Below are 14308 nucleotides of genomic sequence, written 5' to 3'. Positions count from 1 at the left end.
CCGCGCACCGATGAAACCAGACGGGGCGGTCAGGCGGTCGCCGATACCGTCGCCGGCTCGTTGTTCCAGTCGATGTCGAGGCCCCCGGGCCCTCGGTCGACGGTGATGGTCGCGCCGTCGAGGACGTCGCCGGTCAGCAGCGTGCGGGCGATGCGGGTCTCGACCTCGCGCCGCAGGAAGCGGCGCAGGGGCCGGGCTCCGAAGACCGGGTCGAACCCAGCGTCGGCGATGAAGCGCCGGGCCGCTTCGGTGACCTCGACGGTGATCCGCCGGTCTGCGAGGCGGGTGCGGAGGTCGTCGAGGAGCAGGTCGACGATCCGTTCGATCTCCGGCCGGGTCAGCGGCTTGAACAGCACCGTCTCGTCGATGCGGTTGAGGAACTCGGGGCGGAAGTATTCCCGCAACGCCGTCATGACCGCGGTGCGGGCCTCGTCGGTGAGCTGCCCGTCCGGCGTGACGCCCTGCAGGAGATGCTGCGATCCGAGGTTGCTGGTCATGATGACGACCGTGTTGCGGAAGTCGACGGTGCGGCCCTGCGCGTCGGTGAGCCGCCCGTCGTCGAGCAGCTGCAGCAGGGTGTTGAACACGTCGGGGTGGGCCTTCTCGACCTCGTCGAGCAGGACGACCGAGTAGGGCTTGCGCCGGACCGCCTCGGTCAGCTGCCCGCCCTCCTCGTAGCCGACGTAGCCGGGCGGCGCGCCGACGAGCCGGGAGACGGTGTGCCGTTCCTGGTACTCGCTCATGTCGAGCCGGACGAGGTTGTCCTCGCTATCGAACAGTGCCGCGGCGAGAGTCTTGGCCAGTTCGGTCTTACCGACGCCGGTGGGGCCGAGGAACAGGAACGAGCCGATCGGGCGGCGCGGGTCCTTGATACCGGACCGGGCGCGGATGACGGCGTCGGCGACGAGCTGGACGGCCTCGTCCTGGCCGATGACCCGCTCGTGCAGGATGTCCTCCAGGCGCAGCAGCTTGTCCCGTTCGCCCTCCAGCAGCCGGCTGACGGGGATGCCGGTCCAGCGGGCCACGATCCCGGCGATCTCGTCGGGCGTGACGACCTCGCGGAGCAGCTGATGGCCGCCCTGTTTGGTGGTGAGCCGCTCCTCCTCGGCGCGGAGCCGCCGTTCCAGGTCCGGCAGTCGGCCCAGGCGCAGCTCCGCGGCGCGGTCCAGGTCGTAGCCGCGCTCGGCCGCCTCCGCCTCCCGCCGGACCCGCTCGGCCTCCTCACGCAAAGCCTGTACCTTGCGGATCGCCTGGCGTTCGGCGTTCCACTGGGCGCGCATCGCGTCGACCTCGCCGCGCAGGTCGGCGATCTCCCGCCGGATCTGGTCCAGCCGGGCGGTGCTGGCCGGGTCGTCCTCCTTGGACAGCGCGGCCTCCTCCATCTCCAGCCGCAGCAGCCGCCGGGCGGCCTCGTCGAGTTCGGCCGGCTGCGAGTCGATCTCGGTGCGCAGCATCGCGCACGCTTCGTCGACGAGGTCGATGGCCTTGTCCGGCAGGAACCGGTCGGCGATGTACCGGTGGGACAGCTGGACCGCGGCGATGAGTGCGCCGTCCTGGATGCGCACGCCGTGGAACACCTCGAGCCGTTCACGCAGCCCGCGCAGGATGGTCACCGCGTCGTCCGGCGTCGGTTCGGGCACCAGGATGGGCTGGACCCGGCGTTCGAACGCGGCGTCCTTCTCGATGTGCTTGCGGTACTCGTCGAGGGTGGTCGCACCGATCATGCGCAGTTCGCCGCGGGCGAGCATCGGCTTGAGCATGTTCCCGGCGTCCATCGACCCCTCCCCCGCCCCGGCGCCCAGCACGGTGTGCAGCTCGTCGACGAACAGCAGGATCCGGCCCTGCCCGGCGGTCACCTCGGCGAGCACGGCCTTGAGCCGCTCCTCGAACTCGCCGCGGTACTTCGCCCCGGCCACCAGGGATCCCATGTCCAGCGCGAAGATCGTCTTGTCGCGCAGCCCCTCCGGCACGTCGGTGTTGACGATCCGCTGGGCGAGGCCTTCGACGATCGCGGTCTTGCCGACGCCCGGGTCGCCGATGAGGACGGGGTTGTTCTTCGTCTTGCGCGACACGATCTGCACGACGCGGCGGATCTCCTCGTCACGGCCGATCACGGGGTCGAGCCGGCCGGCGCGGGCGTCGGCGACGAGGTCCCGGCCGTACTTGGTGAGGGCCTCGTAGGCGGCCTCCGGGTTCGCGGAGGTGACCCGCTGCGCCCCCCGCACCTCGGTGAGCTGGTTGAGCAGCCGCTCCCGGGTGACGCCGCGGTCGTGCAGGGCCCGGCCGGCGTCGGTCGAAGCGCCCTCGTCGACCAGCGCCAGGAGCAGGTGCTCGACGGAGATGTACTCGTCCTTGAGCCGGCCGGCCTCGCGTTCGGCGGCGTCGAGGATCGCCGCGAGCCGGCGGGTGAGCGTCACCTGGCCGGGCTGCGCGCCGGGCCCGGTCACGCTCGGCCGGCGCCGCAGGTCGCGTTCGACGCGGTCGCGCAGCTGCTCGATGTCGACACCCAGCCCGGTCAGCAGCCGCATCGCGACACCGTCGGGCTGGTCGAGCAGGGCGAGGAGCAGGTGTTCGCCGTCGACCTCGGTGTGGCCGTGCCGCATTGCTTTCGTCTGGGCATCGTGCAGCGCCTGCTGGGACTTCTCGGTGAGCCGGTTCAGGTCCACGTCCGCCTCCGGAGTTGCGCCTCGAGTTCGTCGATGCGGGTGAGCAGGTCGAGCACGATGCCCACCGCCGCGTAGTTCAGCGGCAGCCCGGCGTGCAGCCGGCGGATCCGGGCGAGCCGCTTGAGTTGCGTCTGCGCGAACCAGCGGCGGCCGCGCTCGTCGATGTGGGACTCCAGCAGGCCGAGCGCGACCAGCCGGGCGATGAGGTCCGGGTGCAGGCCGGCGGCCGCCGCGAACGCGTCGGTGGACAGGTAGGGGCGGCGGATCAGGGCGTAGGTCATCGGTCACCTCGCGGGTTGTACGACGACACCTTCGCCAGCTCCGCGAACAGGCGCCGTTCGGCGTCGCTCGGCTTCGGCGGCACCATGATCTTGATTTCGGCGTAGAGGTCGCCGGGGGCGCCGCGGGGGTTGGGCAGGCCCCGGCCGCGCAGCCGCAGCCGCCGCCCGGACGGCGTGCCGGGCGGCACGTCGACTCGCACCGTGCCACCCGGCGTCTCGACCGGCACGGCGGCACCCAGCGCCGCCTCCCAGGGCGCCAACGGGACTTCCACCGTGATGTCGCGGCCGCTGATGGTGTACCGGGGGTGGGGCGCGATGTGCACCACAAGGTACAGGTCACCGGGCGGGCCGCCGCGGGCGCCGCCCGAGCCCTGGCCCGCGAGCCGGATCCGTTGCCCGTCGGTGACTCCGGCCGGGATGGTGACCTCGTACTCGCGGGTGCGGCCGCCGGGGCCGCCGGGCAGTGTGATCCGGCGCCGGCCACCGTGGTAGGCGTCCTCGACGCTGATGGTGATCTCGGCCTCCGTGTCGGCGCCGGGTACCGGCCCGCGTCCGAACCGGTCCCCGCTGCCCGATCGGCCGCCGAAGATGCTGCCGAGCAGGTCCTCGAGGTCGATTTCCTCGCCGATGCCGCCACGGCCGCCGAAGCCGGCGCCCGGACCGGGGAAGCCGGCGCCGGCCGATGCTCGCTGCCGGGCCCCGGCGCGCTCCTCGACGTCGTCGGGTACCTGCCGCCACCGGTCGCCGAACCGGTCGTACTTACGGCGGCTCTTCGGGTCCGAGAGCACGTCGTAAGCCTCGGTGATGTCCTTGAACCGGTCCTCGGCGCCCGGCTCCTTGTTGACGTCCGGATGGTTGCGGCGGGCCAGCGTGCGGTACGCGCGCTGGATCTCCTCCGCCGTCGCCGTCCGCGGGACGCCGAGGACCTCGTAGAAGTCGCGCCGTTCAGCCGCCATCGGCTTCCCGATCCGTCTCCGGCCCGTCGGAGCCCGCCGCGGTCGTACCGGCGCGGGCCACGGCCACGACGGCCGGGCGCAGCAGGAGCGTGTCGCCGCCGTAGCCGGGGCGGATCACCCGCACGATCGTGCCGGGCGGGACCTCCGGCTCCGCGACCGCCTCGGCCGCCTCGTGCCGGGCCGGGTCGAACGTCTCGCCGACCGCGCCGACCGGGCCGAAGCCCAGCCGGGCCAGGACGTCCACGGCCTGGTCGCGAACCTGGGCCACGCCCTGCACGATCGCCTCGGGATCGGCGCCGGCGTGGCGCAGCGCGAGGTCGAGGTTGTCCAGCACCGGCAGCCACGCCGCGGCGACCCGCCGCCGCTCCGCGGCGACCCGCTCGGCCGCCGTCCGCTCGGCCCGCTTGCGGGCGTTGTCGGCGTCGGCGATCGCGCGCTGTGCCCGCTCCCGCACCTCGGCGAGCGCCGGGTCCTCGGGCCCGGTCGCCTCCGTGTCGAGCTCGTCCGGCTCGGCCATGGCTCACCCCCCGCTGAAGTCGGCGTCGATGACGTCGTCGGCCGCGACCGCACCGCCGGACCGCCCGGCCTCCTCGCCCGCGTCCGGTCCCCGCTCGGCCCTCTGCTGCGCGGCTGACTGCAGGGCGAACAGGATCTGCCGCAGATCGTTGGTGAGGCTCTGCACCCGGTCCGGCGGTGCCTGCTCGGCGACGGCCTGCCGGGCCTCCTGCACCAGCATCCCGGCCCGGGCCCGTTCGTGTTCGGGGACCTGGTCGCCGAGCTCGTCGAGACGGCGCTGCACCTGGTGGGCGACGCTGTCGAGCTCGTTGCGGGCGCCGATCTCCTGACGCGCCTGCTGGTCCGCGGCGCGGTGCTGCTCGGCCTCGCGGACCATCCGCTCGACCTCGCCCTTGTCCAGCGTGCCGCTCTCGGTGACGGTGATCCTCTGCTCGGCGCCGGTGTCCTGGTCCTTCGCCGACACGTTGAGGATGCCGTTGGCGTCGACGTCGTAGGTGACCTCGATCTGCGGTTCGCCGCGCGGCGCGGGGCGGATGTTCTCCAGCCGCATCCGCCCCAGGATCCGGTTGTCGGCGGCCCGTTCCCGCTCGCCCTGCAGCACCACCACGTCGACGGCCGGCTGGTTGTCCTGTGCCGTGGAGAACGTCTCGGCGCGGCGGGTCGGGATCGTGGTGTTGCGCTCGATGACCTTCGTCATCAGCCCGCCCAGCGTCTCGACTCCCAGCGACAGCGGGGTGACGTCGAGCAGCACGACGTCCTGGACGTCGCCCTTGAGGACACCGGCCTGGATCGCCGCACCCAGCGCGACGACCTCGTCCGGGTTCACCGTCATGTTGGGGTCCTTGCCGCCGGTCAGCCGGCGCACGAGGGCCTGCACGGCCGGCATCCGGGTCGCGCCGCCGACGAGGATCACCTCGTCGAGGTCGTCGGCTTGGACCCCGGCGTCGCGCATCGCCTGGCGCACCGGGCCGTTGGTGCGCTCCAGCAGGTCATGGGTGAGCTCTTCGAACGTCGCGCGGGTGACCGTCGCCGTGAGGTGCTTCGGGCCGGACGCGTCGGCGGTGATGAACGGCAGGTTCACCTGCGTCTGTGCCACCGACGACAGCTCGATCTTGGCCCGCTCCGCGGCCTCGGTCAGCCGCTGCAGCGCCTGCGGGTCCTGGCGCAGGTCGATGCCCTGCTCCTTGCGGAACTCATCGGCGAGGTGGTCGACCAGGCGATGGTCGAAGTTGTCACCGCCCAGGTGCGTGTCACCGGACGTCGCGCGGACCTCGACGACCCCGTCACCGACGTCGAGGATGCTCACGTCGAACGTGCCGCCGCCCAGGTCGAACACCAGGACCGTCTCGTGGCCCTTCTTGTCCAGGCCGTAGGCGAGGGCGGCCGCGGTCGGCTCGTTGATGATCCGCAGCACCTCGAGGCCGGCGATCCGGCCGGCATCCTTGGTGGCCTGCCGCTGGGCGTCGTTGAAGTACGCCGGGACGGTGACGACGGCCTCGGTGACCTTCTCCCCGAGGTACTTCGCGGCGTCGTCGGTGAGCTTGCGCAGGATCTGCGCGGACACTTCCTCGGGCGAGATCCGCTTGCCGCGGATGTCGAACCGGACCATCCCCTCCGGCCCCGGCACGACGTCGTACGTGACCGTCCTGGCCTCTTCGGTGACCTCGTCGAACTTCCGGCCGATGAACCGCTTCGCGGAGTACACGGTGCCCTTGGGGTTCAGCACGGACTGCCGTCGGGCCAGCTGCCCGACGAGCCGCTCACCGGCGTCGGTGTAGGCCACGACCGACGGTGTGGTGCGGCTGCCCTCCGCGTTCGGTATGACGGTCGGCTGGCCGCCCTCGAACGCGGCGATCACCGAGTTGGTCGTGCCGAGATCGATACCTACAGCTCTGCCCATGACCGGCTCCCTTCCTGGATACGGCTGGCGATCTGTCCGGTCAGGTCCGCCGGCCCGGGTTCGGCCCGCCTCGTTGCTGGCCGCCGGCCTGCGGCGAGCCGGACTGCTGGCCGGTGCGCTGAGCGCTCTGGCTCGTCTGCTGCTGGCCCGTCTGCTGCGGCTGGCCGGTGCGCTGAGCGCTCTGACCGGCCTGCTGGCCCGTCTGCTGCGGCTGGCCGGTGCGCTGAGCACTCTGACCGGCCTGCTGGCCGGTTTCCTGCTGGCCGATCCCCTGCCGGCTCTGCTGGTCCCGCTGCGCCTGGATCTCGATCCGGCGCGGCTGCGCGTCCCTGGCCTTGGGGACCGTGACCGTGAGCACGCCGTTGCTGTAGGAGGCCTGCACCTGGTCGCTGTCGATGTCGCTGGGCAGGTCGATCATGTACTCGAACTCGCCGGTCCGGCGCCCCTGGCGACGCACGACGCCGCCGCGGCCACGCTCCTCGAAGGCGCCGGAGATCCGCAGTTCCTCGCCGCGCATCTCGAGATCGACGTCCCGCGGGTTCACGTTCGGCAGATCGACGTCGACGATGTAGGCGTCCTCGGTCTCCTCCACATCGACCGGCGGCGACCACCCGGCCGAGCCACCGATCCCGGTCTCACCACCGATGAGCGACTGGATCAGCTGACCGAACCTGCTGTTGAGCTCGTCCACCTCGCGGCGCGGGTCCCAGCGATAAGCCGGCGCACCGGCCAGCAGCGCGCCGCGGCGCGGCCGGGACGAGAAGGGTACGAGTGTCATGGTCGGTTCCTTTCGGAGTGCGAATTGCGCTTGCTCCAACCGTCGTGCGGGGACGGCCCGCGCACTTCCCCAGGCCCGGATGACCGCCGGGCCGGGTGCGCCGGTGTTGCCGTCCCACGACCCCCTCCCGATCACCTCCAAGGGTTCTTCGACCGGTACGGCACGGAACCACCCCGGGAGCATGACGCCGGCCTACCCTCCGCCCGCGCCGAATCGTGCCTGCTCGCGAGCGTGCGGCGGGCACTTGGAGTGCTCACCGCCCGGACGGGTAGTTCGGGTACGTCGAACCGCTGCTCAGGGGGTGGACGTAAAGATGTTGCGCGAGACACCGGACCGTGGCTGGGCCTACCCGCGCCTGGCCGACGCCCATATCCAGGCCCTTGCCGGCCAGGGGCAACGCCGCCGCACGCACACCGGCGACGTCCTCATCCGGGAGGGAGAGGAGCATTACGACTTCTTTGTGGTACTCGCCGGCAAGGTGGCCGAGGTCGAGGAGTACGGCGAGGACAAGCGGACCATCGGCGTGCACGGCCCCGGGCGGTTCCTCGGAGAGCTGAGCCTGATCACCGGCCAGGCGGCCCTCTGCACCTCGCAGGTGCGTGAGCCCGGCGAAGTGCTCAGGGTGCCGGCCGACCGGCTCAAGGCCGTCATCGCGCAGGACTCGACGCTCGGTGACCTGGTCCTGAAGGCGTACCTGTGCCGCCGGTCCCTGCTCATCAGCCGCGGTGCCGGGCTGCGGGTCATCGGGTCCCGCTTCTCGCCCGACAGCCGGCGGCTGCGCGAGTTCGCCGCGCGCAACCGGATCCCGTGCCAGTGGATCGACCTGGAGCACGATCAGGACGCCGAGGCGCTGCTGCGCGGGCTGCGGGTGCGACCCGGGGAAACTCCGGTCGTGATCTGCCCGAACGGGCAGGTGCTGCGCAACCCGAGCAACGCGGAGCTGGCCCACGCGGTGGGCCTGCCCGCGCCCCGGCCCGGTGTCACGGTGTGCGACCTCGCCGTTGTCGGAGCGGGCCCGGCCGGTCTCGCCGCCGCCGTCTACGGCGCCTCGGAAGGGCTGGTGACGGTCGCCCTCGACGAGCTCGCCACCGGCGGTCAGGCCGGCCGGTCGTCGCGGATCGAGAACTATCCCGGCTTTCCGGCCGGTATCCCCGGCGGGGAACTGGCCGAGCGGGCGGTCGTGCAGGCCGGGAAGTTCGGCGCGACGTTCAGCGTGCCGGCCCGGGCGTGCGGGCTGGAGGAGCGGGAAGGTGACTACGTGATCAGGCTCGACAACGGCGGGGAGGTGATGACCCGGACGGTCCTGATCGCGACCGGCGCCCAGTACCGCAAGCTCGACGTTGCGGGGTTCGAGGAGTTCGAAGCCAGCAGCGTGTACTACGCGGCCACGCTCTCGGAGGCCCTGTTCTGCCGCGACGACCCGGTCGCGGTCGTGGGCGGTGGCAACTCCGCGGGCCAGGCGGCGCTGTTCATGTCGAGGTATGCACGGATCGTGCACCTGCTGGCCCGCCGGGACCTCGGGGAGACCATGTCGCGCTATCTGATCGATCGCATCGAGACGACACCGAACGCGGACACCCACCTGCACACCGAGGTGCGCGAGCTGCTCGGCAACGACACACTCGAACGGCTCGTCGTGCAGGACCGCGGCACCGGGCAGCGGCGCGAACTGCCCGCCCGCGCGCTCTTCGTCTTCATCGGCGCCGCGCCGTGCACCGATTGGCTGCCCGATCGGCTCGCCAAGGATGCGGACGGTTTCGTCCTCGCCGGCCCGGACGGTGACGCGCCCGGACAGCCCGGACGGCCGCTGCTGCAGACGAGCCTGCCGGGCGTGTTCGCCGCCGGTGACGTGCGCAGCGGCTCGATCAAACGGGTCGCCGCGGCCGTCGGCGAAGGCGCCGCGGCGGTGCAACTGGTCTGGAAGTACCTGCAGAGCACCGGCCGCGCCGCCGCCGGCAGCGCCGCCACCCCGACCTAGCTCGTCGCGTCACCCCGGCGGCTCGGGCTCGAAGGCGTGGATCACGTCCTGCCCGTTCGCGATCACGCTGTACGTCGACTCCGGCATCTCGTTCCAGGCGCCCGGCAGGTCGACCAATGGTTCGGAGACGATCAGCCGGGACTCCTCCGACAACAGCCGCAGCGGGGGGATCTCCGGGTGGAGCAGGCGCAGGCACCGGGTCTCGGTGCTGTAGAACAGCGACCTCGATTGATGCCGCGTGGAGTACCGGAACGCCCAGACCGTCGATCCGTCGGACGTGGCGACGGTCATCTGGACCGCGTCGGCGACGCCGTGCCGGACGGCGACGGCTTCGATGAAGCCGACCATGCGGGCCACCGCGCCGGGCGGGTCGTCGTGCAGGCCGAAGGTGAGCGCCAGGAAGAACATCAGCTCGGAGTCCGTCGACCCCTCGATCGCGGGGAAGAACCCGGGGTCGATGCCGAGGATGAGGTCGCGTCGCAACGTGGCGAACCCGGCGACGGGGCCGTTGTGCATCCACAGCCACCGCTCGCACCGGAACGGATGGCAGTTGGTCTGCTGGACCGCCGTTCCGGTCGACGAGCGCACGTGCGCCATGAACAGCGGCGAACTGACATGGGTGGCCAGCTCGCGGAGGTTGCGGTCGCTCCACGCCGGGCTGACGGACCTCAGCAGCCCCGGGACGTCGCCGACGCCGTACCACCCGACGCCGAATCCGTCACCGTTGGTGGTGTCCACGCCGAGGCGGGCATGGCGGCTCTGGTCGATCAGCGAATGGTCCGGCTTGTAGAGGATCTCCTCGAGCAGGAGTGATGAGCCTGAGTATGCGAGCCACCGACACACCGCCGCCTCCGCCGATCATCGATCGGCGCGACGGCCGGCGCCGTGCGCGAACGACGCCGACTCGGAGCCGTGGACCGGGGCGGCCTGCCGCTCCAGCCGGCTCAGCGCCCGGCGCAGGTCGCTCAGCAGCAGGCCGGCCAGATCGTGGCTGAACCCGTTGCGCACCACGATACGCAGCACCGCCAGGTCGGTGCGATTCTCGGGGAACGTGTACGCCGGCACGATCCAGCCGCTTTTGCGAAGCTCCAGCGAGACGTCGAACACGCTGTACGCGGTGACATCCTCGCGCAGTGCGACCGTCAGCACCGGCAGCTCGTCGCCCCTGGTGAGCAACCGGAACGGCCCCAGTTCGGCGATCCGGTCCGCCAGCCCTCGCGCGACCTCGCGGCTGTAGCACTGCACCCGGCGGTACCCGTCGAAGCCGAGGCGCAGGAAGTTGTAGTACTGCGCGACGACGTGCGAGCCCGGACGGGAGAATGTGAGCGCGAACGTCGGCATCTCGCCGCCCAGGTAGTTGACCCGGAACACCAGGTCCTCCGGCAGTGCGTCGGCGGCACGCCAGACCGCCCAGCCGAGGCCCGGGCTGACGAGGCCGTACTTGTGCCCCGACACGTTGATCGAGGCGACCCTGGGCAGCCGGAAGTCCCAGGCCAGTTCCGGGTCGCAGAACGGCGCGACCATTCCGCCGGACGCCGCGTCGACATGCACGGGGATGTCCCATCCGGTGCGACCGTGCAACTCGTCCAAGGCGGCGCAGATGTTGCCGACCGGCTCATAGCTGCCGTCGAACGTCGAGCCCAGGATGGCCACCACGCCGATCGTGTTCTCGTCACAGCGCTGCGCCGCCGCGGGCCCCGACAGATGGAAACGATCCCCCTCCATCGGTACCAGCCGGGCTTCCACGTCCCAGTAGTTGGCGAACTTCTGCCAGCAGACCTGGGTGTTGACGCCCATGACGATGTTCGGCCGGTCGGCCGGTCGGCCGGCCGCCCGGTGCGTGTGCTGCCAGCGGCGCTTGAGGGCCAGCCCGCCGAGCATGCACGCCTCGCTCGAACCGGACGTCGAACAGCCGGGCGCCCGCCCGGCGTCAGGAGCGTGCCACAGCCCGGCCAGCATGCGCACACAGCGGACGTCGTGCACCACCTGGTAGGCGGCCTGCGGGTCGAGCTCGTTGCGCGGGAGCCGGTCCCGCGGGATACGGATCGGCTCCCTGGTGAACAGCGGGTTCACCGCGAGCTCCGGGCCCGGGCTGTCCCGGTCATGCTCCGGGTGTGACGACACGTCCTGCCCTCCCGGCTTCAGCGTTCGGCGTCCGCGGCGGCCTCGTCGACGGCGAACTCCAGCTCATCCACCGAGTAGCCGCCGCCGTGCCGGACGGCGTTGACTAAGAACGCGGGCGTGCCGTTGACCCCGCTGCGCACCCCGCCGATGAAGTCCGAACGGACCCTCTCGAGGTACCGGTGGCCGCGGATCGCCTCCGCGATCGCCTCGCCGTCGAGCCCCAGCGCCTCCGCGGCGGTGACGATCGTCGCCGCGTCGAGCTCGTCCTGGTGTTCGAAGAGCCAATCGTGCATCGGCCAGAAGCGGCGCTGGGCACCGGCCGCCTCGGCCGCTTCCGCCGCCATCTCCGCGAACGGGTGGACGTTCGTCAGCGGGAAGTGCCGGTACGCGAACCGGACGGTACCCTGCCGGCGGCGCAGCAACTCACCGACGACCGGGTAGGCCATCACGCAGTACGGGCACTGGTAGTCGCCGTACTCGACGAGCGTGACCGGCGCGTCGCCCGGGCCGATCGTGTGATCGCGGTCGGTGACCGGTACGACGAGCCGGGGCACTTGCGGTCTGTAGCGGCGTTGTCATGGCCCAACCGTCGCGGACATCGGGTGGAACCGCATCACCCGCGCGAGGTGGACGGCCGCAGCCGCGTCGGCGGTACCCGAGCGCGCGGCGGCGAGGGCCCCGGCCGTGGCGGTCATGTCAGCGCACCTCGAGCGCAGCCGGGCCGTCCGGCGGCGGGAACGCGCGATCCAGTGGGCGAAGTCCTCCGCGGTGAACCGCACGTCCAGCGCGGAACTGCTGGCATCGGCCTCAGAGCAGAAGGTCGCAGATCTGCAGCGCCCGCTGCCAGTCCGCGGTCTGCGGGTTCTTCAGCTCGGGCGCCATGATCTTGAAGGTGCGGGCGAGCGCGACGCTCAGGCCGCCGGCGATTTCCGGCAGCCGGCGCTCGGTTTCGTCGCCCAGCGCCAGATCCAGCGGCGGCCGGGCGGTGAGCCCGTCGAGGATGGGACGCAGCTCGAACTGCTCGTCGAGCTTCCGGAACTCGTGGATGCGCTCCTGCAGGCCCTTCGTCACGGGCAGGTCCTGCGGCGCTATGACGTCGCGGCCGTTCGCCTTCGCTCTCGCCTGGGCGATCAGGAGCAGGTCGTACACCTTCTGGTCACGGAAGTCGTCGTAGCGTTTGAGGTCGCTCTTGTCCACGTCCAGGCTCGCGGCCGCGCGGAAGAAACGCTCGAACCGATGGACTGCTTGCACCGGCATCCCCGGCACCCCCCGTTTTGTCGACTACGTGTGGTCGTCGGCGGCTCGACCGGTGCTGTGCAGGTACTCCCAGACCAGTTGCACCGCCACGGCGCCCTCGCCCGCCGCGGAGGTGAACCGCTTGACCGAACCGCTGCGCACGTCACCGGCGGCGAACACGCCGAGCCGGCTGGTCTGCAGCAACGGCCGCCCGCCTGGACCCGGCTCGCCATCGTCAGGGCCCGTGAGGATGAAGCCGTCCTGGTCCGTGGCGACCGCGCCGGCGAGCCAGCCGGTGCACGGCTGCGCACCGATGCAGACGAACAGCGCCCGGGCCGGCAGTTCGCGGCGCCGCCCGGTGTCCTTGTCCTCGACCACGACCGCCTCGAGGCGGTCGCCGCCCAGCAGCTCGCGCACCTCGGTGCCGGTGTGCGTCTCGATGCCCGGTGTCGCTCGGACCCGATCGACGAGGTAACGCGACATGGTCGCGTCGAGGTCCCGGCGGGCCAGCAGGTGCACGACCGGCGTGGACATCGCCAGGAACAGCGCCGCCTGGCCGGCCCGGTTGCCACCGCCCACGACCGCGACCGGCTCGTCGCGGCAGCACATGGCCTCCGCCAGAGTGGCCGTGTACTGGACGCTGTTCGCCTCGAACTCCTGGAACCCCGGCACGTCGAGTTTGCGGTACCGGGCGCCGGTGGCGATCAGCACGCTGCGGGCCGTGACCTCTGCGCCGTCGTGGAGCTCGATGACGAAGTTGCCGTCCCGTGCCCGCAGCCCGCACGCCCGCGCAGGCATGGTGAACGTGGCCCCGAACCGCTGCGCCTGCACGATCGCCCGCTCGGCCAGGTCCCCGCCGGAGATCCCGGCCGGGAAGCCGAGACAGTCGTGCATCTGCGCGGATCGCCGGGCCTGGCCGCCGCAGGCGAACTCGTCCAGGGTGACCGTCACGAGCCCTTCCGCGGCGCCGTGGAGGGCGGCGGCGAGACCGGCGCAGCCCGCCCCGACGACGGCGAGGTCACACACCGTCACCCCGGGTCCCGGTGCGGGGGTGGACAGGCCTACCGCCTGGGCGAGCTCCGCGTCGCTCGGGTTACGCAGGACCTGCCCGGCCGCGGTGATGACCACCGGCGTCTGCTCGGGCCGGACGTGCAGGCCGCACAGCAGCGCCTCGGCGTCCAGGTCGCGCTCCAGATCGACCCAGTGGGAGAGGATGCGGTTGCCGGCGAGGAAGTCGCGCAGCCGCCGGTTGTCCGGCGAGAAGCGGGATCCGATGACCCGCAGCCCGGCGCCGCGGGCGGCGAGCGGTACACGGCGCGTCAGGTACGCCTTCAGGAGCAGGTCGCCCAGGGCCGGGTTCCGCTCGACAACGGCCGTGAGCCGCTCGACGGGCACCCTGAGCACCTCGCCGGCCTCGCGCACCTGCGCGGTACGCAGGGCCGCCCGGCCGGTGATGAGGCTCAGCTCGCCCAGGAACCGGGTGGGCCCGTGGACGCCGATGTAGTGTTCGTCATCCCCGAACCCGTCGACCTCCGACACCGCGCCGGCGAGCACCGCGATGAAGTCGTAGTGGTCCTCGCCCTCGCGGATGAGGACCTCACCCGACCGTGTCCGGTGTCGATGCCCCTCCACGGACAGGACCTGGATCAGGCTGTCATCCAGGCACGGGTACCCGCCTGCGCGGTCCGGTGTCTCGACGAGCATGTTCATGTCCACCACCTCATGTCCGGCGGGGCGAGCGCCCGGATCGGCACCCCCTAGCGCTGCGCGGACAGCTCCGCCAGCGCCAGGTGCTCGTCGGGCGTGCTCGGCAGCGAGAAGTCCGGCGCCTGCCGGCCCGTTGGCAGCAGCCCTCGTCCCGTTGACATGACAC

12 protein-coding genes are annotated in these 14308 nt (G+C 71.9%); 1 reads left to right on the top strand and 11 read right to left on the bottom strand.

What is annotated here, in order from left to right; translation table 11 throughout:
- Positions 1 to 29: 29 nt before the first annotated feature.
- From clpB to ACIA8L_RS38080, 6 genes are read right to left on the bottom strand one after another with little or no spacing between them, the layout of a single operon-like run.
- Positions 30 to 2666, bottom strand: coding sequence for an ATP-dependent chaperone ClpB (clpB, locus tag ACIA8L_RS38105; protein ID WP_395912287.1), 2637 nt, complete (start codon positions 2664 to 2666; stop codon positions 30 to 32).
- A complete protein-coding gene (locus ACIA8L_RS38100; RefSeq protein WP_395912285.1) occupies positions 2657 to 2947 on the bottom strand; it encodes a chaperone modulator CbpM in 291 nt (96 codons plus the stop codon). Before ACIA8L_RS38100 ends, clpB begins: the two co-directional genes overlap by 10 nt.
- Entirely contained in the window at positions 2944 to 3903 is a 960-nt protein-coding gene (locus ACIA8L_RS38095) for a DnaJ C-terminal domain-containing protein (protein WP_395912283.1), read from the bottom strand. Before ACIA8L_RS38095 ends, ACIA8L_RS38100 begins: the two co-directional genes overlap by 4 nt.
- Positions 3893 to 4420, bottom strand: a complete 528-nt coding sequence (locus tag ACIA8L_RS38090; protein ID WP_395912282.1) for a nucleotide exchange factor GrpE — start codon at positions 4418 to 4420, stop codon at positions 3893 to 3895. The genes ACIA8L_RS38095 and ACIA8L_RS38090 overlap by 11 nt, the downstream gene beginning before the upstream one ends.
- Before the next feature lie 3 nt (positions 4421 to 4423).
- Entirely contained in the window at positions 4424 to 6319 is a 1896-nt protein-coding gene (gene dnaK, locus ACIA8L_RS38085; protein ID WP_395912281.1) for a molecular chaperone DnaK, read from the bottom strand.
- A gap of 40 nt (positions 6320 to 6359) precedes the next feature.
- Entirely contained in the window at positions 6360 to 7097 is a 738-nt protein-coding gene (locus tag ACIA8L_RS38080) for an Hsp20/alpha crystallin family protein (RefSeq protein ID WP_395912279.1), read from the bottom strand.
- Between the two features lie 313 nt (positions 7098 to 7410).
- Between ACIA8L_RS38080 and ACIA8L_RS38075 the strand changes: the two genes are divergently transcribed.
- Positions 7411 to 9075 (top strand): FAD-dependent oxidoreductase, encoded by a 1665-nt coding sequence (locus tag ACIA8L_RS38075; RefSeq protein ID WP_395912277.1) that lies wholly within the window; start codon positions 7411 to 7413, stop codon positions 9073 to 9075.
- Positions 9076 to 9084: 9 nt separating this feature from the next.
- On the opposite strand, the gene ACIA8L_RS38070 is transcribed toward ACIA8L_RS38075, so the two are convergent.
- The 5 genes from ACIA8L_RS38070 to ACIA8L_RS38050 all read right to left on the bottom strand — a co-directional run bounded on the left by ACIA8L_RS38070 (position 9085) and on the right by ACIA8L_RS38050 (position 14145).
- A complete protein-coding gene (locus tag ACIA8L_RS38070; protein ID WP_395912275.1) occupies positions 9085 to 9918 on the bottom strand; it encodes a class II glutamine amidotransferase in 834 nt (277 codons plus the stop codon).
- 15 nt (positions 9919 to 9933) lie between these two features.
- On the bottom strand, positions 9934 to 11199 hold the full coding sequence (locus ACIA8L_RS38065) for a glutamate decarboxylase (protein WP_395912274.1): 1266 nt from the start codon (positions 11197 to 11199) through the stop codon (positions 9934 to 9936).
- 17 nt (positions 11200 to 11216) lie between these two features.
- The gene (locus ACIA8L_RS38060) at positions 11217 to 11753 is read right to left on the bottom strand and encodes a DsbA family protein (protein ID WP_395912272.1); all 537 of its coding nucleotides are present in this window, start codon (positions 11751 to 11753) and stop codon (positions 11217 to 11219) included.
- Between the two features lie 253 nt (positions 11754 to 12006).
- On the bottom strand, positions 12007 to 12456 hold the full coding sequence (locus ACIA8L_RS38055) for a DUF1931 family protein (RefSeq protein ID WP_395912271.1): 450 nt from the start codon (positions 12454 to 12456) through the stop codon (positions 12007 to 12009).
- 24 nt (positions 12457 to 12480) lie between these two features.
- Positions 12481 to 14145: an FAD-dependent oxidoreductase gene (locus ACIA8L_RS38050; protein WP_395912270.1), complete on the bottom strand. Its 1665-nt coding sequence runs from the start codon at positions 14143 to 14145 to the stop codon at positions 12481 to 12483.
- Positions 14146 to 14308: the final 163 nt, after the last annotated feature.

Source organism: Dactylosporangium sp. NPDC051541 (assembly GCF_044454505.1).
Taxonomy (GTDB): Bacteria; Actinomycetota; Actinomycetes; order Mycobacteriales; family Micromonosporaceae; genus Dactylosporangium.
The sequence above is the reverse complement of the archived record's forward strand: the minus strand, read 5'-3'. Positions and strand labels throughout refer to the sequence as shown.

Excerpts from the sequence above, each read along its gene's own strand:
- ACIA8L_RS38080 (WP_395912279.1), bottom strand. The coding sequence starts at position 7,097 with ATGACACTCGTACCCTTCTCGTCCCGGCCGCGCCGCGGCGCGCTGCTG.
- ACIA8L_RS38055 (WP_395912271.1), bottom strand. The coding sequence starts at position 12,456 with ATGCCGGTGCAAGCAGTCCATCGGTTCGAGCGTTTCTTCCGCGCGGCC.
- dnaK (WP_395912281.1), bottom strand. The coding sequence starts at position 6,319 with ATGGGCAGAGCTGTAGGTATCGATCTCGGCACGACCAACTCGGTGATC.
- ACIA8L_RS38095 (WP_395912283.1), bottom strand. The coding sequence starts at position 3,903 with ATGGCGGCTGAACGGCGCGACTTCTACGAGGTCCTCGGCGTCCCGCGG.
- ACIA8L_RS38100 (WP_395912285.1), bottom strand. The coding sequence starts at position 2,947 with ATGACCTACGCCCTGATCCGCCGCCCCTACCTGTCCACCGACGCGTTC.
- ACIA8L_RS38075 (WP_395912277.1), top strand. The coding sequence starts at position 7,411 with ATGTTGCGCGAGACACCGGACCGTGGCTGGGCCTACCCGCGCCTGGCC.
- ACIA8L_RS38050 (WP_395912270.1), bottom strand. The coding sequence starts at position 14,145 with ATGAACATGCTCGTCGAGACACCGGACCGCGCAGGCGGGTACCCGTGC.
- ACIA8L_RS38090 (WP_395912282.1), bottom strand. The coding sequence starts at position 4,420 with ATGGCCGAGCCGGACGAGCTCGACACGGAGGCGACCGGGCCCGAGGAC.